We start from the raw sequence: 18535 nt of genomic DNA, 5'->3' as shown, positions 1-18535 counted from the left end.
CAGGAATGGGGATGTTTGAAATTAACGATCAAAGAAAAAAGGAATATTATACTGCTCTGCTGAGTAAAAATACCTGCTATGAAGGGATTTTTTATGTCGGAGTGAAAACAACAGGTGTTTTTTGTCGACCAACTTGTCCTGCAAGAAAACCAAAATTGGAAAATTGTGAATTTTTTCATACCGCTCAAGAGGCTCTGTTAGCCTCTTACAGGCCCTGTAGACGTTGTCAACCTCTGTCACATCCAAATCAAGTATCTGATTTAGTCAAACATTTAGTTGAAGCAGTAGAGGCTAATCCTGAAAAAAGATGGAAAGACAGTGATTTTGCAGCCTTATCAATTGATGTTGCAACAGCAAGGCGCCAATTTAAGAAAAGATTCGGAATGACATTTGTAGCTTATGCTCGTGCTAGAAGAATGGGTATGGCAATGAAACAAATCAGAGAAGGTGATTTAGTTATTAATGCGCAAATTGATGCTGGATATCATTCAGGAAGTGGTTTCAGAGATGCTTTTATGAAGATTATGGGAGCAGCTCCTTCTCATTTTAATGAACAGCGCAAAGTTCTTAAGGCTTCCTGGTTAGATACACCTTTAGGCCCTATGCTTGCTGTTGCAGATGAACACGCTTTATATTTACTTGAATTCGTCGATAGAAGAGGGTTGGAAAGGGAAGTTGAAAGGCTGAGAAATAAAACCAAAGCAGTAATTATCCCAGGAGATTCTCCGGTCTTAAAGTCTATACAAAACGAGTTGGAGCTTTATTTTTCAGGAAAACTAAGGCAATTTAACACGCCTGTCCATTTAATTGGCAGCCCTTTTCAAAAAAAGGCATGGCTTGCGTTAATCGATATCCCCTATGGAGAAATAAGAAGTTACATGCAACAGGCACAAGTAATAGGTAATCCAGCGGCTTACAGAGCGGTAGCTAATGCCAATGGCGCCAATCAAATAGCTATAGTGCTTCCTTGTCATCGGATTATCAACACTAATGGTGAATTAGGAGGATATGGGGGTGGTATAAATCGTAAACAGTGGTTACTTGAGCATGAAAGACGGCATAATCAAGGTTGATAGACTAATTTTGTCTACAAAAGCAAAAATATCGTTAGCTCGTTATTAATTAACAAATGATTACCTCTTTTGGTGTACATGACTTCCTCCAAAATCAAAACGAGTTTGTGAATTGACCACGTTATCTCTTTTCTTATTTTTTTCCAGAGTTCTTGATGCTGGCCAGTACTTCTTCTGCTGCGCGTATCCCGGATAGATAAGCACCATGTACAGTACTGGGATCTGTGGTTGAGGTCGCCTCTCCAGCAAAATAGAGTCGCTTAGCTACAGGTTGAGCAAGGGTGTCAATGACACTTTTATCAACTTTTACCGGCAAGTAAGAATAACTGCCACGTGTGAATGGATCACTACCCCAATGAGTTTTTTTATTTTTAATTGGTTTAGGGATGTCATTTCCATAAATTCGTCTTAAATGTTGCATTACCCACTCTGTTAAATGTTCTTTTTCCATATCGCGCGCTAGTTTGCCACTGGTAAATACGATGAGTACAGGTTTTTTAGTGTATTTGTAATAATTAAAAATATTGAATGCTTCTTGCTCATTTTGGGGGAGCATGCCAATCCATTCCTTGTCTTTATCCCAAAAAACCTTGTCAAATAATAAATACAATTTTTCATAACTTCCCATCCCTAACTGGGAGATTGCTGCGCACTTATCCTTGGGTAAAGCCGGATTAAATCGGATGGTATTAGCTTTGAGTACGCCTAAGGGTACGGTAATAATGACCTGGTTGGCATGGTAGTTATCATGTTGAGTTATGATGTCGACACCATCAGGCCCGTAATTAATTTGGCTCACTATTTGGTTTAAATGAATGGGAATATGCTGAGTAAATCGGCGGAAAAGTTGGAAATAACCTTCAGGCACAACGGCATTCTTTCCAGAAGCGATGGATGCTTCGGATACTGAATGGACATTGCGTGATAATTTAGTCAAATTATCAGCAAATTCATAAGTATAGATATTTTCCAAGGCATAACGTAGTAAGGCAAGTTGTTCATCATTAAGTTTTTTTTGTTTTGCAAAGGTGGTGAGGTTTTGTGCAAAAGAGATCATTGCACTGCGAGTTTGACAATATCTTAAGAATTCCCTGGTTAAACTTGAAAACAAATCCTGTGTCTGTTTTGATACTGGTTTTCCTTCGCTCTCATATAGGGCATAATTGGTTAGCATGGCTACTGGATCAGAGTTACTGTAACTATTGATAATAATCGATTGTTTGCCAATCAATGGCATTAACGGGTTATTTTCAATCGCATGAATCCAGGATGCTCCCAAATCAGTGGCGAAACCCCAATCATAGCTGGTATATACTCTGCCTCCAAGACGGTTTTTTGCTTCGATAATCAGTACTTTTTGCTGCGCTTTATGTAAATGATGTGCTGCAGTTAATCCGGATACGCCTGCGCCGATAATTATTGTGTCATAATGATGAGCTGCCCAAGACGATTTTATAATGGAGAGTAATGCGATGGTGCAGATAATTTGTTTCTTTGCTAAAAGCAAACTGGCAAATTTTATTTTTGATTTATGATAAGTTTTTTGTTTGCACAATATTTTGATGCAAATAACCTGTAATAATTTGGTTTGCATGTCTTTTATTCCTACATCGCTATTTTATTTATGTGCCTGAATGGATTAACTAAAACCTTGTGTAAGTTTTGCTGCATGCGATCTCAGAAGATTGAACTATGAGCAAGTCGAGAAAAAAAATCTGGTATAGCACAGTAAATCCTTGTTGTTGAATTGGCGCATATTAAAAAAAGTATCAATATTTGTAAATAATAATCAGCATAGCAATTAACTTGTCTGCATGAGGTATTCAATATTAAGTTATTTTAATGTTTGCTTTTTTAAAGATTATTATGTACTGTAAAAAGACAGTATATGTTCTGGCTTAGATAGGGAGCTGGCTTTGAAGATCATCCAGACTGTGAACTCTCACTAAGTAAGTTTAAGTGTCTTTATGGAAAAACAGACGCTTGATGCTTTGAGCAGGTACTACGGTGACATAATGGCTATTAAGGGAGAAGACCATGATGAGAATGTTTAGTGTTCGTAGAAACCCTTACGCAGTAATGCGCAAAGATCTTTCTTTAACTTCCCGCCCTTTACTCCAGGCGCCGCTGCTTAAGAGTACTGTTAACTCTCAAAACACTGTGAAAAATAAAGAGTTAAAAGAGCGTAAATTTACTGAAACATTACCGGATTCAAGGTTTTTTTCAAAATTAAAATTGGCAGAACAGGATCAATTTAGTCACAGAAAACGTAAACGATTTAATTATCAAAAGAATTTTAGTGCAGCGCTCTCGCTACCTTACTCAAGAAAAGAATTAGATGTACATCGGGATGAAGAAGATACACTGCTGTCAATGGTGAAAAAGTATGTCATTGAACATGCTAACCGTCGTGTTGACTTATTTTTTTATACATTGATAGCTTATTATAATACAGAAATCGTTCCAACAAATGGGTATACCGATCTTCAGCATGGCAGGGGGCGTAATACCACCAGGGGCAGAACTATCACTGAAGCCTGCCATAGCAGTCTTATTCCATCATTGCTTGATAGTACTATCTATCAAAATAAGGGAAGATTAAAACATAAAAGTCTTCTTTCCGGAACTCATTTCATGGACAGTCTAAATGCCACGGTAGAATTACCTCCCTTTGTGAATGATTTCGATGATATCCTGGAAAAGACTTGCAGGAAAAAATGCTTGAAAATCCTGCATGAAGTATCACTTGGAAGAATCAATCCAATGGAAGGATTAACCCTTTTCCTAAAAATGATGCAAGATATTTTAATAAAATTTAAAGAAGAAGCAGCAAGCGAAAATCAATCTGTACTATTGCAGAATTCATTGATAAGGAAAAAATTCATCAGCCCAAACTTGGTTGATTTGGTTATTAATGGCACGTTATTAACCACATTTTCGGATAGCACACAAAGCGCTTCTGATGATTACATCCAACTTTTACTTAGAATGACATCAGAAGAAAAGGCGCTTTGTGAGAAGGATGAAAAGAGCAAAATCAAATTGTATTTGGCAAAAATAATGGACATTCAAAATGAGATTTTGACATCGAAAAATGGTGAATTTGTGCTTAGCCTTTAAGATATGTTAACAAAAATGCCTACCTCTTTGTTCACAGCATCACTTAATCCCGCGACTAAGACGCGGGATGTAGTTTCTGGATCGAATTGTCAACAGACTCCAAGATAGAATATTTAAATTATCATTTGCAATTTGATGCTTTGTGAACTCTATTTTCTAGCAGGTATTCACTTGCCACCTACTGATTTTTGGCTGTGCTATAATTTAAAAAGTTCTTATTTAATAAGGGATTAACATGTGCTCAATTGGAGAGTATTTGGCAAAGCGGCTGGAGGAATTAAATATTTCTGAATATTTTGCTATACCGGGTGATTACAATCTTATTTTACTCGATGAAGTCCTGAAAAACGAAAAATTAAAAATGATAAATTGCTGTAATGAGTTGAATGCAGGATACGCTGCGGATGGCTATGCCCGGGTAAAAGGGGTCTCCGCCTTATTCGTTACTTATAGTGTGGGTGGACTTAGTGTTGTTAATGCAGTTGCAGGAGCGTATGCCGAAAATCTCCCCATTTTGGTTATATCGGGTGGCCCAAATACTAATTCCATACAGGATGCTGAAATTCTCCATCACACGCTGGCGACTGAAGATAATTTGTATGTAAGAGACATTTTTTCTCGAATTACTGCCCATGTCGTTTGTATTCGAAAGCCAGAGCAGGCTGCCATGCAGATAGACGAGGCTATAGCAATCGCAATCGCTAAAAAAAAGCCGGTCTATATTGAAATAGCGTGTAATATTGCTAACTATCCTATCTCCAAGCCTACTCAACGCGCATTCAACACCTATAAAATTAGCGACAGTTCGTCTCTGGCTGCAGCAGTAGAGCATGCTGCTGAAAAATTAAACTCCGCTCTAAAGCCCAGCTTGATTGTAGGTAGTAAGGTTAGGCATTGTAATGCAATCAATTCTGTCAGCGAGTTGGCAAAGTGTACTGGATATGCTATGGCGGCTATGCCCGATGCGAAAGGATTTATCTCAGAACAGCATCCTAACTTTATAGGTATCTATTGGGGACCAGTCAGCTCTTCTGGATGCGCCGAAATTATCGATTCCAGTGATGCCTATCTGCTTATTGGGCCTAATGAGAATGACTATACTACAGTTGGGTATGTATGGGGAATCAACCCCCACAAATCAATAAAGACCACCAAGGGAGGGGTTATTATTGGTGAAACAGTTTATACCAATATCTTCATGAATGATTTTCTCAGGGAATTAAGTAAAAAATTAAAATTCAATGATGCTTCATACAAAGCTTATAAACGAATTGCTGAAGAAACTGTCGTTTATCCTGAGTTAGATCAACCAGACGCGCCATTAAGCAGCCGTTATTTGTTTGGCCAAATTCAGAAAATGCTTTCTGACAAAAAAGCTTTGTTGGCTGAAACAGGGGACTCCTGGTTTAATTGTATGCGCCTGTCTTTGCCTGAAGGTTGTCCGTTTGAAATTCAAATGCAGTATGGTTCTATTGGTTGGTCAGTAGGTGCTTTGCTAGGCATGCAAGCTGCTTTGCATAATCAAAAAAGAGTGATTGCCTGCATAGGAGATGGCTCATTTCAAATGACTGCCCAGGAAATATCAACCATGATACGTTACGGGTATAAACCAATTATTTTTTTAATGAACAATGCTTGTTACACTATTGAAGTACAAATTCATGATGGTCCTTATAATGTCATTAATAATTGGCGTTACGCTGAACTGGTTAATGTATTCCGCGGGGAACAGAGTAATGCAAAATCTTTTGTAATTAAAACCAACAAGGAACTACTCACTGCAATTAAACAGGCAGAAAAAACAGACGCGCTTTGTTTTATTGAAGTGTTCCTGGACAAGGATGATTGCAATAAAAACTTGTTGGAATGGGGCTCAAGAGTGGCAAATTATAATAGCCGTCCTCCTCGTAGATAGATCTTGGGTAGGAATTATAAGAATCGCCTACCCTGATATTAATAATTTGACGTGTTTTTATTTGGAGCCCAGCTCTATTGAGAAGGCAATGGCCAGCTTTGAAAAGTTAGCTAAATGTTCCAGATTCAAAAAATCCATTGTATCTGAAGAACTGCCGATATAGGGGTTAAGGTTTTTAAAATCAGATTCAACTGCATAGGTTACGGGTATATTTTCTTGACTCCAGGAAATATGATCACCGCATTCGTAATTACACTGCGAAAAATTAACTGGTGTACGGATGTAATTTTTTATTAATTTTGCAATATATTGGTTCAGATCCTTGTTTGTATTGTCGGTAAATACCCACATGGTTGAATCATCTGAGTTAGCGCGAAACCCTGTCTTGTTGAGTTGCAGTACAGCTTTAACAGGAATAGATTTTTCTTGAAAATATTGGACTACATATTGAGACCCAGCCAAATTTCTATCGCTGGCAGCGTACCAGATAATATAAATCGGATGCTTGAATTTCAGCTTGGAGGCTAACAAAATACGAGTGCTTTCCATAATGGCAGCAGCACCGCTACCTTCATCAGCGCCAGGCATGTTCCCATCTAAAGTATCCATTGGCGCACCAATGACTATGGCGGGTGTTTTCAGTTCTTTACCAATGACTGTCACCAGGGAGGGTTGTTTATACCAACCTGCTTTCACAAGGAATGTGGCAGTATCTCTGCGATTGTACTCCATTGCCATTGTTTCGAATTCAGACTTTAACCAATTCGCTGCAGCAACTCCTGTGTCTTTGGTTGCTGAACGATTACTATAGGAGGTCAAGTGATTTAATGTTTGCCAAATGTTGTCTGCAACTACCTCTTTTATTGCAGCATTGACTTCTTTTTGGTGTTTAATCTCATAGATGTTCTTGTCTTCTTGGGATTTTTTAAGGGCCGTTAATGCGCTGCTTTGCAGAATATTTTTTGCTGACTTTCTTTTGGAGGTCAACAGGGTATCCGAGAACTTATCCGTTACGTCGATAAAATCGCCACAATTCACTTGTTCTGCTAAAAGAGTTACATTCTCAATATCGCTGCCAGGCAGATCAATGATTTTGAATTGCTCATTCTCAGCCAGGACATCATGCGCAGTCGTCATTTTTGCAGCAAGACATTGAGGTACTTGTAATTGAGCATGAACTGGATGTGGTGTTCCGAAAATTGAATTACTCACTAATACAATATTTGCAGTAATCCATGTCAAATATTCAAGCATTTACACTCCTAAATAACTGTAGAATCCGAATCGATTCATGGGCAAAGCACATTATTCTATGCATTAAAAAATAATTTTGGAGAGTTCGTTATTTATTCTATATATTGTAAATGACCAATTTACTTGTCATGTGTTTTATCTCCAAAATAGCGTGGGCAAATATACTACAAAATTAACAAAATTAACACCTTTTTTCTTGAATAAATTTCTCAGCGTTTAGTTGGGAAATATGGAGTTTATTTTATCTGATAAGGCGATCATAAGCTCATTTGCTGGTTTTATTTTCATTCTGAATTAGTTTGCACTCAACTCAATGCAATAATTGAATGGATATTCTTGATTAATAATCATTTTAAGTTTATCTATAGAAAGAATAATTTTATTCAAATCAATAATAGAGATAATAATGGGTTATTCCATTATCAATAAAAATCGAAGCATAAAAATAATTCTGATGATATTCATTGGAATATCCACATTTGTCAAGGCTTATGCTTATTCCCCTGATACCAGTAATCCAATTCAGATAAACCGTTCATTAACAGAAGTAAACTCCAGGCATCCTGGAGAGGTTATTGTATTAATTCATGGTCTAATGCGTACCTATGTGAGTATGAAGCCATTAAAAGCCTATCTGGAGGCTCAGGGATATCAGGTCTATTTGTACAAATACCCCTCCGCCAGATACAATATTCAAGAGCATGGAGTTTATTTAAATCAATTTATTACAACAATACTTGAGAATAATCCGGCGATAAAAATTCATTTCGTTACCCATAGCCTTGGTGGCATTATTGTAAGGGAAGCATTATCCAAATTATCTCAAAAGCAATTAAAACAAGTAGGTTATCTCATTATGCTGGCTCCTCCTAATCAAGGTTCGAAGCTGGCAAAATTATCTGTTAAACTATTTCCGATGATTTCCTACTTTATAAAACCTTTGGCTGAATTAAGTTCTGAGCAAACATCTTATGTGCACCGAGTTCCTGTACCTGATATCAAAATGGGGATAATCGCTGGGCGGTTTGACGCTAAAGTTCCTCCAGACTATGCTCGTCTGCAAGGACAAACAGAGCAGGTTATTATTAACAATACGCATACTTTTATTATGTATGATTCAAAAGTAAAAAAACTTGTGCTGAGCTTTTTAGAAAAAGGGAAATTTGAATAGTTTTTTAGTTTTAGTCAGAGGCTAGTATTGGCTTAATAAGGTTTTTTCGTTTTATGCCGAGCATGCTGCAGAACTGCTAAATCGATTTAAACCATTACCGACATCTTCTTCAGGAGAGGAATATTGTAAATGGAAATATAATCCTTTGGAAATTAAGATGCTGTTTCGATATAAGGAAATACTATATTTATTCCTGAGTTCGCTCATAATAAGTGCTGCTAACCCTGTCATAGCAAAACTTATCACGCTTGGGAATGAGCATTTGGTCAATGGTCGTAATCCAATTTCGTTTTGTAATGTCCTATTTGCCGGAAACTTCATTGCAGTGCTCACTTTGATTTTAATTCATTTTAGAGAGCTAAAAGAATTTCAACCAGAACATTTAACAGCGAAAAATTGGTGCTTAATTTTTCTGGCTGCTTTATTCGCAGGTTTTTTAACGCCCACCTTATTTTTTTTTGGATTAATGTACACCAATGTGATTAATGTTGTTCTTATTTCCAATTTACAGATCCCTATGACTTTATTAGCCGGCTGGATTTTCTTGGGAGAGGTGCCTAATATTCGAGTAACCATAGGGGCTTTTTTAGCTACCTTGGGAGTATTTGCAATAGTTATTCTTCAATATTGGTTGGGGGGAGCAGGTGCTTTAACTCCAAACCCTGAAATGAAAACAGGTCCTCTTTTTATTTTTCTCAGCTCTATTCCTCGTTCAGGTGAAATTTGTATTTTTTTGGCAGTAGTTTCAAGTACTGCTTCAACTATTATTGGTTTTCATGCACTTAGAAGATTACCCCATTATCTGTTTAGTATTTTAAAAATGTTATTGGGTCTTGTTTTATTCTTTTTTATAGTGATTTCTATGTTTGGCTGGCATCATTTTGCTGATCTTTTTTCCCCATTTTTATGGGAGTGGATGCTCTTTTATGGGAGTGTTATTATTGCTTTGCGATATTATTTCAGTATGCTGGGCATGAAACATGCAAAAGTTGCAGAGGTTGCAATCAGTTCATCAATAATTCCTCTGATGTCTATTATTTTTTCCTATTTGATATTAGGTGAAGTTCCCGGTATTTCGCAAATCATAGGTGGAAGTTTAATTTTGTTAGGGATATACGTTGCTTTAACAGGAAAATTGCAGGCTCCCGAGAAAACCAAAGTCTTAGAAAGACCTTCGGGTTTCTCAGGTGTTTAGAATGACTATTTTTCTATGAATAAAACCTTATTTTTGCTAGTTACATCAAAAATATAACAGCAAGAAATAAGGTTTGCTATGTTTGTATTTCCAAGTTTGAATTAGTATCTGTAGCAACGCAATTGTCCCCACATATTACGCCAGCAGCCTGGATGAGCTGGTGCAGGGGTTGCAAAGGCGCCTGGATAGTTTAGAACACAAGTACCATTATGAATGGCCCTGTGATAACCTTCCCCGCATCCCTGAGCCGCATTTGCCACTGATGTAAAAGACACAGCCATAAACAGAAGGCTTGTCACAACAGCATAACGTAACACCCTCGTAAAACACATGGTATGCACATTCATTGTACTCTCCTTATATTGCTTCAATTATTTTTTAGCATACAGCATAAGTATAGAGTCAATTTTTAAATTATGCCTAAAATATGATCATAATTTTTGGTTGGTGATCTTTAAACTCTATCAATTAATTCATTCTTTACATTCCTTGATGCACTATTTTGATGTACACAGCTATTCACTTTATTTGAAATGGATTCAAATGATGAAATAGTGTACTGATAATTATTAGCTTAAATTCAGAGAAGATTAATCATTATAAACTCTTGCTGACAGCAGGATAATTTCCAGATCTGAACTACAATAAAAGTAGCAGGACAGATAATTGAGTAGGAAAATGGATCGCTTTCAAGATCGTTATCAAGCTGGACAATTATTAGGAGAGAAGCTTAAGCATTACGCGAACCGGAATGATGTCTTAGTGCTTGCACTACCTCGTGGAGGAGTGCCTGTAGCTGCAATGATTTCTGAGGCTATAAATGCTCCATTAGATTTAATGATTGTTCGCAAATTGGGTGTTCCTGGGCATGAAGAATTAGCTTTCGGTGCTTTGGCCATTAATAAAATAAAAGTTTATAATGAAGAGCTGTTGCAATATTTGCAACTTTCTCAAAAAGACATTAATCAGGTTCTTTCTCAAGAAGAAAACGAATTAGCAAGGCGGAATAGAGCTTATCGTGGTGACAAACCTTTTCCTGATTTAAAAAATAAAATCGTAATTCTGGTAGATGACGGTATTGCAACAGGTGCTAGTATGCGTGCAGCTGTTCTTGCTTTACGTAAGGAGTCACCTAAAAAAATTATAGTAGCGGTTCCTGTAGCACCTGAAGATATGAATGAGATAATGAAAAGTGTTGCGGATGAATACCTTTGTCTTATATCCCCCATGTCTTTTAACGCTGTGGGTCTTTGGTATGAAGATTTCTCCCAGACTGAGGATGAAGAAGTATTATATTTACTTGGAAAAGTATACGATAGAAAATTCTAAAAATAACAAATAACAAATAACAAATAACAAATAACAAACCATGACAAAATGAAAGGCAGAAGCTTTTATCTCCTTTCTTTTGAGTCCTGTGAAGACCTGTTGAAGGAATAAGTTAAAAAGTTTTGGGGCCAACGTCTTTATTATCAAACTTGAAAAGCATTAAAGACTTTTATAAGTTTGTAAATACTTGACCCGATATAAAAGGTGACGTTCTTAAATAATATTAAACTAAGCGGTATATTGAACCCCAAATAAAATAGCATTCATCATTGGATTTTCATCGTCAATGCTCAGACTGGATCTTAATGTGTTAGGATTAAAAGTTGCAGTTGTTCCTGGATTTGCTCCAAGCGCGAACAAATAAGAGCCGGTAATAGCCCAGTTAGAATCAAAATTATAGGCAACTCCCAGCTTCGCTGCTGGCAAAACAGCAGTCCTGTTCGTTTTCATATCGAAATTATCCACTATAGGAAATATTTGGGGAGTGAAAAAGGCACTAGTGTCTACTTGCATATTTTGAATGAGCGCACCCGCCTTGACAGACCAGCTAAAATAGTTTTGAAAATAGGTAACGCCTAGCAGGGCATCAAATCCGCTCAAGGTATGCTTGATCGTCAAGGCAGCTGGAACCTGCCCTAAAGCTCCCGCGACACTTGGATTAATGGTCGTTCTACCATAGTAACCCCAGCCTACTTCGCCTGTGAATCCATATTGATCATCTATCATACTAAGCACGCCGACAGCGAGACGGCCACTATAACCTTGTTTATCTTCTGTCGAGGTGAGGGTATTGTTGGTACCGACTATAGTAAAATTGTATCCATCAATGGAACTCCAGGTATATCCACCCTCAAGTGACACAAAAGTAGAGCAACAAGCGTTGGAATCACCCATACCACCAGCATGGACAAAAGTACTGGACAGGGCGGAAATTAAAGGGAACAGGATAAATTTTTTCATGATTTAGTAACTCATTCCATGTTTATTATTGTAAAAGTCAATAATTTAAATCAGTTGATAGGGAATTACCAGTAAAATTAATATTGATATTAGTTTCTTATAAAGCATGGTAATTTTTTTTATATTCTACTAGTATGTGCTTTGCTCTAAATTTACCCTTGTAAGGAAACATGAATACATTAAATACCTCCTTTAAAACATTGGGAGCAATATGTATTGGTAATGCTATGGAATGGTATGATTTCATGATTTATAATTTCATGCTGCTTTTTATTGCCCAAGCTTTTTTTCCCAATCATAGTCCTGTGACTTCCCTCTTGACTACAATGGTAAGCTCTGGAGTGGCTCTGGTAGTCCGGCCTCTTGGTGGCTTTATTTTAGCAGTTTGGGCAGATAAGTATGGGCATCATAAAGCATTAATGTTCGTTTTTTATTTGATGGCTGTCGCAACCATGCTTATTACTTTTACACCATCCTACTCCACAATAGGTTTGGCTGCTACTTGTGTCATTGTATTTGCAAGATTGTTGCAAGGGCTTGCTACTGGTGGCGAGTTTGGCATATCCAGCGCTCTATTAGTTAGCTTATCGCCAAGCGATAAAAAGGGGTTTTACACTTCCTTACAAATGGTAGGCCAGCTTTTGGCAATATTAATGGGATCTTCAGCGTGCCTTATTTTAACTTTCTATTTTTCCAATGAAGCTCTATATCAATATGCCTGGAGAATACCTTTTGCTTTAGGACTGTTGATTCTACCTTTAGGATGGATTTTAAGACGTCGATTGCAACGAGAATTTACCTGGAAGAAAGAGCAACAGGACACAGGAAAGCTACTTATCTTGGTAAAGCAACAAAAACGTTCGCTGTTGATAGCTTTTAGTCTTGTCGCCGGGTGTACAGGCTCGATTTATACCTTATTCAGCTATATGCCTACCTATTGTAAATTGTACTTGAATTTATCGCTGACAGAGGCGTACTTAGGCACTGCATCTGGAATATTAGTCAGTATTCTTACTATTCCTTTTTTTGGCGCATTGTCGGATAGAATAGGCAAAAAAATAGTTATGTTATGGGCTTTGGCTTGTTATTTTGGATTAATTTATCCTTTACTTTTCTTACTCAACCAATACCCTGGTGTAACTATTCTCATTTTGGTTGAAAACATTTTAGGTTTGTGTATCGGCGCTTATTTTGGAGTGTTGACCATTACCGTTAGCTCCTTATTTCCAGCATCAGTACGATCTACTTGTTTAGCCATCAGTTATAATTCAGCTGTCCTGTTGTTTGGTGGTTTTGCTCCATTTATTATAACGGCGTTGATTGAATACACTAAAAACCCTATGGTTTTTACTTATTATCAAATGACGACAGTCTTTATCAGTTTGCTAGCAGTCCTTGCTTATCAGGAGGAAAGGAAGCTATCTGAGAATCAGCCAGAACATCTCGTTGCAATTTAAAAGGTAGGAATATGACAACTTTAGATTGGTTAAAACAACTCATTTCTTTTGATACTACTTCGCGGAACTCTAATTTATCATTGATTGAATATTTGGCGAATGGGTTAAATGATTTCAAGGTTAATCCTATCCTAATTCACGATAGTAAAGAGCAGAAAGCTAATCTGTTAGCTACTTTGCCAGGAAAACAAGGGCGTTTGGAAGGGGGTATTATTCTGTCTGGTCATACTGATGTTGTTCCTGTTGACGGTCAAATTTGGGATAGTGATCCTTTTCAAGCCACTCTTAAAAATAACAAAGTGTATGGTCGTGGCGCGTGTGACATGAAAGGATTTATTGCAGTCGTGATGGCTTTAGTCCCACAATTGAAAGAAATGAACCTGGATTTTCCAGTTCATTTTGCATTTTCTTATGATGAGGAAATTGGTTGTCTTGGTGTGCCTTCTCTGATCGATAAAATAGTGGAGCTTAATTATCAACCGCGTGCTTGCATTGTAGGTGAGCCAACCTTAATGAAGCCAGTTGTAGGTCATAAAGGCAAATATTCTTATCGCTGCCAAATACATGGTGTAGCTGCCCACTCTTCATTAACGAATCAAGGATGTAATGCGATCGAACATGCCGCGTCTTTTATAAGCTATCTTCGAGGGATGGCTAATGGATTTAAAAAATATGGAAATCGAGATTTTTCTTATGATGTTCCATATACAACACTTACCACCAATCTGATCAAAGGAGGTAATGCTTATAATACTATTCCAAACTTGTGTGAGTTTGTTTTTGAATTTAGAAATCTGTCTACTGATAGCTCCGAGGATTTAAATCAGAAAATTATCTCTTATGTTAAGGATCAGCTTGTTCCTAACCTGCATCAGGATCATCCTGACTCTAATGTTAATCTTGATACCATAGCAAAAGCTCCTGGTTTGGATATGCCGATTACAGATCCTTTTGTCAGAGCAGCTCAAACAGTTTGCCAGAGCGATAAGCTGATGAAAGTAGCTTACGCTACAGAAGCCGGACTATTTCAGCAGGCAGAAATTCCTACTATTGTGTGTGGTCCAGGTAGTATCGAACAAGCTCATAGAGCAAATGAATATGTTGAAGTAGAGCAATTACGATTATGTGAGGAATTTATAATCAATATACTGCGCTCTCATTTTTGAGTTTTATCAGATTGGTAAGTAAAAAATCATCGGTATTTGATGCTGATTCTACTAGCACTTTTATAAGGTATTCACAAAGATATACACAGTTTTTGTGGATAATATAATTAGATGAAATTTGGTTGGTTTTAAAGAAAAATACTTTTTTATCAATTGGTTATTAAAATAAATGTTTTTAATGCCAGCATTCGCCGTAATCATTTTATTTACAACCATTTAAAATGGTTTGCTTTGTAAGCTTTGGAGTACTGGATTTGGCTCGAGAGCTTATCAAGGTACAGATTGATAGGTTCTCTTGTAATTTGCTCCCCAGTTATTATAATGCCTTTTTTGACCGCAAGAGAATATTACGTGTCTAAATTTATCTTTGTCATTGGAGGAACTGGAACTGGAAAAACGACTGTTTCAGAAGAAATTAAGACAATAGCAGAAGCACAAAATTTCACGGTTACGATATTAAGTCTGGATCATTACTACTTGCCACAAAGTATGATGGATCCGGACAAACCAAAGAATTTTGATGTCCCTGAAGCTCTGGAACAAACATTAATTCAACAGCATTTGCAGGATTTAGAGGCTGGTAAAACCATATTCAGACCGACCTATGATATGGCAAGCAGTGACAGAGTATTGAATGGGGAAATGAAAATTATTCCTGCTGATATCATTATTGTCGAAGGAATTTTTGCTGGTGAGTATTTATCCTCTTTAAGAAATCAAACAGAAAAACTCAAAATTTATTTACAATCCAATCAAATAAATGACAATTACACAAGGAAGGAAGACAGAGATATAGTTGATAGAAAAAGATCATCATCTCATGCCCATGTTGCGAAAAAAAATCAAATGGCAGGATTTTTTAGATATGTCGCTACCCATATGATTTCTTCAAATATGGTCATTGATAATCCTTGGCTTCCTCAACAAAATATGACCAGTACCGAAAAAATTCCTTTGATTGCAGGCAGTAACTTAATAAAATTAAATGAATTTTTATCTTCAACTGAGAGTCATTTTTTATATAAAACATATAGTTAAAACATAACTTATTGCCCCTGGAGGTAGATTGAGGGGCAATATGAAATATAATATTTAAAATGGAGTTAAAATTTCAGTGATTCCTTCTCGGGGTTACAATACTCTTCATAGAGATCTTCCAATTCTTGATAAGTATCTTGTAATGCTTCTACATCATAATGGTTTGATTTTGTCTTTTTTATCAATTCCTCATAGTCTTGAACAATGAAATAATAGTCGTCTGAGAGATCAATCTCCTCCGAATGCTCGAAACCTTTAAGTTCTGCTAATAGATCTTCAAATTTTTCTTTTATCTTATTGAACTCTTCTTCTGTGCCAGATACTCGTATTTGAGTGTCTTTTTTATTCATCCAATTAATAACCAAATATAAGGCTATGACACCAATAGGTATCAGGGCAATTAATCCTAAATAACCTAAAGAATTTTGTGTGGGTGAACTGGGGGTTGTTTTGCATTGATTATTGTCAGGCATACAAGGAGCTGTTGTATTCCCAGGCAGGGCAATAAATAGAGGCTTATATGCATGGAGTGGAGGCGGGGGAGAAGAGAACACATCAACTGCTGGTATAGGAGTTGGCATTATCTTGAGGGGTTCAGGTGGTTGGGGAGGTGGAAGCCCTTTCAATTCATGTTGGATTTTCATCCAGTCATGCATTGATAACATCAATTTATTAAGTGCTTGAGTTTGTCCAGCTATTGCTTCAAAGGACGTTTCTTTTAATTTAGGCTGATTTAAATGGCTAACGACTTCATTGACCCGGTTTTTTAAAGCCTTGTTTGTTTTTTTGAGATCAGAAGAACTGGATGGAAATTGAGAGAGAGTGTCCTGATTTTTAATAAAAATCTTTAGTTTCTCTTTTTCATTAGTCAACCAATTTTTCCAGAAGGGTAAATTTTGTTCCTCTTGTATTGCCTTATGATAGGCTTGAGTGTTCGCATCAATTATTTCATCAATATGCACTGAGGAAGCGTCAATAAAGCTGTCAATTTGTGTCAGCAGGGATTGCATTTGATTTTTGAATTGATGAACAGTATAGACTTCGCCAGCCTGCCCCAGAAGATCCATGATTTCCTGGATGACCTTCTGAAATCGTTCCAACTCGTTAAGATCAGAGACTGCTCTGGCATAATGATCAAGGATCTCATCTTTCATCGTGATTAATTTAAAGTGAGGACAATCACTTAATTGCTCTTTAGTTAAATGCAGTATAGGCAGAGGATCTGCGACCAATTCATTTGATTTCTGAGCGCAGTGTTTGGCTGCTTGAGTTGGATAAGAAGCGGAGTCACTGATTTTATCCAGTTCAAATTCATAAGAGTGGGGATTTACCGAATTGGCATTAAGAGCATAATGCAAGATTCTATTTCGTTCACTGGATAATTTTCTGATGTCTTTTGATAACTCTCCCAATTTATCTCTAAGTAGTTGAGTTTCCAGCATATGGTCCAGATGCGGGTGAATTTTAGTATCCACTGTTTTGCGAAAGTTGGCTAAAAATAATCGGTCCGAACCAATCAGTGGTGAAATATTCTTTTCAATAGTACGCAGGTAGCGAGTGACTGACTCAAGTTGCTCTTTTACCTGTTGTATGTTGTTGTTCTGACTTAGCCCCTTTAAGATATTGTTTACATCAAGAAGGACAAAATTCATGGGTTGATTTAAATGTTCTGGAGGTAACTCTTTATTTCTTAATAAAAGATAGTCACCCACTTTTTGCATTAAGTCATAAAGTTGTGGCCATTGGAGGCGCTGATTATCAATGGGTTGGACATGGAAATCATCAATGCTTAACACATGTCTCGGCTTGAAGGCATTTGAATAAAACCAGGCATGTTCATAAAGATTAACCAAAGCTTGATCGTCGCTGGCAAACCAGGAATTGGGATTATTAAGATAATCCGGATGAATCCCTGAATTGGAACGAATTTTTAAAATCCATTCTCTGAAATTTAACTCTTCCTCTGTGTAGCAACTTTCAGAATGAATCCAAAAGCGTCCTTTTTTAGGTAACGGTATATATGAAGCTTCAAGCTCTCTCTTTTCCTTTCCCATACTTCTCACTCCTTGAGAAAGCAAAAAAAAACCTAAGGTAATTCCAGATTAACACTAGATTAGCAATAGCTTTTTTTGCTGCCGATTAATAATATCCATGACCAACTGGGTTATTTTTATTCCAGTTTATTTGATAACATTGTTTGTGCAATTATGCAATGGTTAATCAATCGATTTATTTTTAAACAACTTTAATTTTTGCAAGAAAGAAAATGGAAGTGTTGTTTCTTTCACCTATCCTTGTTTTTTGATAAATTACAATTTTAATTTAAATGGATTAGTTATGCCTTCTTTTGATATTGTTTCTAAAATGAATGAAGTGGATTTGCGCAATGCAGTAGATAATGCAGTGCGGGAAGTAAGTACCCGATTTGATTTTCGAGGAGTTGAGGCTACTATTGAGCTTAAAGACCTGACGGTTACTTTGCGTTCTGAATCTGATTTTCAAGTGAGGCAGCTTGAGGATTTATTCCGGAATCATTGCTCAAAACGCAACCTCAGCACATCAGGAGTGGATATAGAAGATGAACCTGTGCATAATGGAAAATTCTATACTCTTACCATGACTTTTAAACAAGGCATTGACCAACCTACTGCTAAAGAGATAGTGAAATACATCAAAGAAACCAAGGCCAAGGTCCAAACTTCTATTCAGGGGGATAAAGTGAGGGTGACTGGGAAAAAGCGAGATGATCTTCAAGAAACCATTGCTTTATTAAAGAAATCAAATATTGAATTACCTTTGCAGTATGAAAATTTTCGTGATTAATTAATATGAATTCGATATAAAAGGCAAAGAAAAG

General features: G+C 36.9%; 15 protein-coding genes and 1 pseudogene. 11 read left to right on the top strand and 5 right to left on the bottom strand.

Features of this window, described 5'->3' with window-relative positions:
* The first annotated feature begins 11 nt into the window (after positions 1 to 11).
* A complete protein-coding gene (locus tag OQI99_RS06600) occupies positions 12 to 1073 on the top strand; it encodes a bifunctional transcriptional activator/DNA repair enzyme AdaA (RefSeq protein ID WP_265731522.1) in 1062 nt (353 codons plus the stop codon).
* A gap of 133 nt (positions 1074 to 1206) precedes the next feature.
* On the opposite strand, the gene OQI99_RS06595 is transcribed toward OQI99_RS06600, so the two are convergent.
* On the bottom strand, positions 1207 to 2667 hold the full coding sequence (locus tag OQI99_RS06595) for an FAD-dependent oxidoreductase (RefSeq protein ID WP_275477725.1): 1461 nt from the start codon (positions 2665 to 2667) through the stop codon (positions 1207 to 1209).
* Between the two features lie 443 nt (positions 2668 to 3110).
* On the opposite strand from OQI99_RS06595, the gene ravQ reads away from it, so the two are divergent.
* Together ravQ and OQI99_RS06585 are read left to right on the top strand one after the other, a co-directional pair.
* A complete protein-coding gene (gene ravQ, locus OQI99_RS06590) occupies positions 3111 to 4193 on the top strand; it encodes a Dot/Icm T4SS effector RavQ (protein WP_265731521.1) in 1083 nt (360 codons plus the stop codon).
* Between the two features lie 235 nt (positions 4194 to 4428).
* Positions 4429 to 6108 carry a thiamine pyrophosphate-binding protein gene (locus OQI99_RS06585; protein WP_061513554.1) on the top strand — a complete coding sequence of 560 codons (1680 nt, stop codon included), beginning with the start codon at positions 4429 to 4431 and terminating at the stop codon, positions 6106 to 6108.
* Positions 6109 to 6165: 57 nt separating this feature from the next.
* On the opposite strand, the gene lapA is transcribed toward OQI99_RS06585, so the two are convergent.
* The gene (gene lapA / locus OQI99_RS06580) at positions 6166 to 7362 is read right to left on the bottom strand and encodes an aminopeptidase LapA (RefSeq protein ID WP_061513555.1); all 1197 of its coding nucleotides are present in this window, start codon (positions 7360 to 7362) and stop codon (positions 6166 to 6168) included.
* 406 nt (positions 7363 to 7768) lie between these two features.
* Here lapA and OQI99_RS06575 point away from each other — a divergent pair, with 406 nt between their 5' ends.
* From OQI99_RS06575 to OQI99_RS06565, 3 genes and pseudogenes are all read left to right on the top strand, one after another.
* Positions 7769 to 8533 carry a lipase family alpha/beta hydrolase gene (locus tag OQI99_RS06575; protein WP_061513556.1) on the top strand — a complete coding sequence of 255 codons (765 nt, stop codon included), beginning with the start codon at positions 7769 to 7771 and terminating at the stop codon, positions 8531 to 8533.
* Positions 8534 to 8570: 37 nt separating this feature from the next.
* Positions 8571 to 8681 (top strand): annotated as a pseudogene (locus tag OQI99_RS06570) (type IV secretion protein Dot); the annotation flags it as partial.
* Between the two features lie 9 nt (positions 8682 to 8690).
* Positions 8691 to 9728, top strand: coding sequence for a DMT family transporter (locus OQI99_RS06565; protein ID WP_265731520.1), 1038 nt, complete (start codon positions 8691 to 8693; stop codon positions 9726 to 9728).
* Between the two features lie 101 nt (positions 9729 to 9829).
* Here the strand turns inward: OQI99_RS06565 and OQI99_RS06560 are convergent, their stop codons facing one another.
* Positions 9830 to 10075 (bottom strand): hypothetical protein, encoded by a 246-nt coding sequence (locus OQI99_RS06560; RefSeq protein ID WP_014841398.1) that lies wholly within the window; start codon positions 10073 to 10075, stop codon positions 9830 to 9832.
* A 331-nt stretch (positions 10076 to 10406) separates the two neighbouring features.
* On the opposite strand from OQI99_RS06560, the gene OQI99_RS06555 reads away from it, so the two are divergent.
* Positions 10407 to 11057, top strand: a complete 651-nt coding sequence (locus tag OQI99_RS06555) for a phosphoribosyltransferase (RefSeq protein WP_265731519.1) — start codon at positions 10407 to 10409, stop codon at positions 11055 to 11057.
* 228 nt (positions 11058 to 11285) lie between these two features.
* On the opposite strand, the gene OQI99_RS06550 is transcribed toward OQI99_RS06555, so the two are convergent.
* Positions 11286 to 12017 carry a hypothetical protein gene (locus tag OQI99_RS06550; protein ID WP_265731518.1) on the bottom strand — a complete coding sequence of 244 codons (732 nt, stop codon included), beginning with the start codon at positions 12015 to 12017 and terminating at the stop codon, positions 11286 to 11288.
* A 170-nt stretch (positions 12018 to 12187) separates the two neighbouring features.
* On the opposite strand from OQI99_RS06550, the gene OQI99_RS06545 reads away from it, so the two are divergent.
* The 3 genes from OQI99_RS06545 (at position 12188) to OQI99_RS06535 (ending at position 15678) form a co-directional block, all read left to right on the top strand.
* Positions 12188 to 13474 (top strand): MFS transporter, encoded by a 1287-nt coding sequence (locus OQI99_RS06545; RefSeq protein ID WP_265731517.1) that lies wholly within the window; start codon positions 12188 to 12190, stop codon positions 13472 to 13474.
* Positions 13475 to 13485: 11 nt separating this feature from the next.
* Positions 13486 to 14640, top strand: coding sequence for an acetylornithine deacetylase (argE, locus tag OQI99_RS06540; RefSeq protein ID WP_265731516.1), 1155 nt, complete (start codon positions 13486 to 13488; stop codon positions 14638 to 14640).
* 351 nt (positions 14641 to 14991) lie between these two features.
* Positions 14992 to 15678 carry a uridine kinase gene (locus OQI99_RS06535; RefSeq protein WP_265731515.1) on the top strand — a complete coding sequence of 229 codons (687 nt, stop codon included), beginning with the start codon at positions 14992 to 14994 and terminating at the stop codon, positions 15676 to 15678.
* A 65-nt stretch (positions 15679 to 15743) separates the two neighbouring features.
* Here OQI99_RS06535 and ravR read toward each other — a convergent pair whose 3' ends face one another.
* Complete coding sequence (gene ravR, locus OQI99_RS06530) at positions 15744 to 17756, bottom strand: Dot/Icm T4SS effector RavR (RefSeq protein WP_265731514.1); 2013 nt, start codon at positions 17754 to 17756, stop codon at positions 15744 to 15746.
* Between the two features lie 259 nt (positions 17757 to 18015).
* Here ravR and OQI99_RS06525 point away from each other — a divergent pair, with 259 nt between their 5' ends.
* Complete coding sequence (locus OQI99_RS06525) at positions 18016 to 18501, top strand: YajQ family cyclic di-GMP-binding protein (protein WP_061513568.1); 486 nt, start codon at positions 18016 to 18018, stop codon at positions 18499 to 18501.
* Positions 18502 to 18535 lie beyond the last annotated feature (34 nt).

The organism is Legionella sp. PATHC039 (assembly GCF_026191275.1).
GTDB lineage: Bacteria > Pseudomonadota > Gammaproteobacteria > Legionellales > Legionellaceae > Legionella > Legionella pneumophila.
Note: the sequence above shows the minus strand (reverse complement) of the source record. Positions and strands in the feature narration are given on the sequence as shown.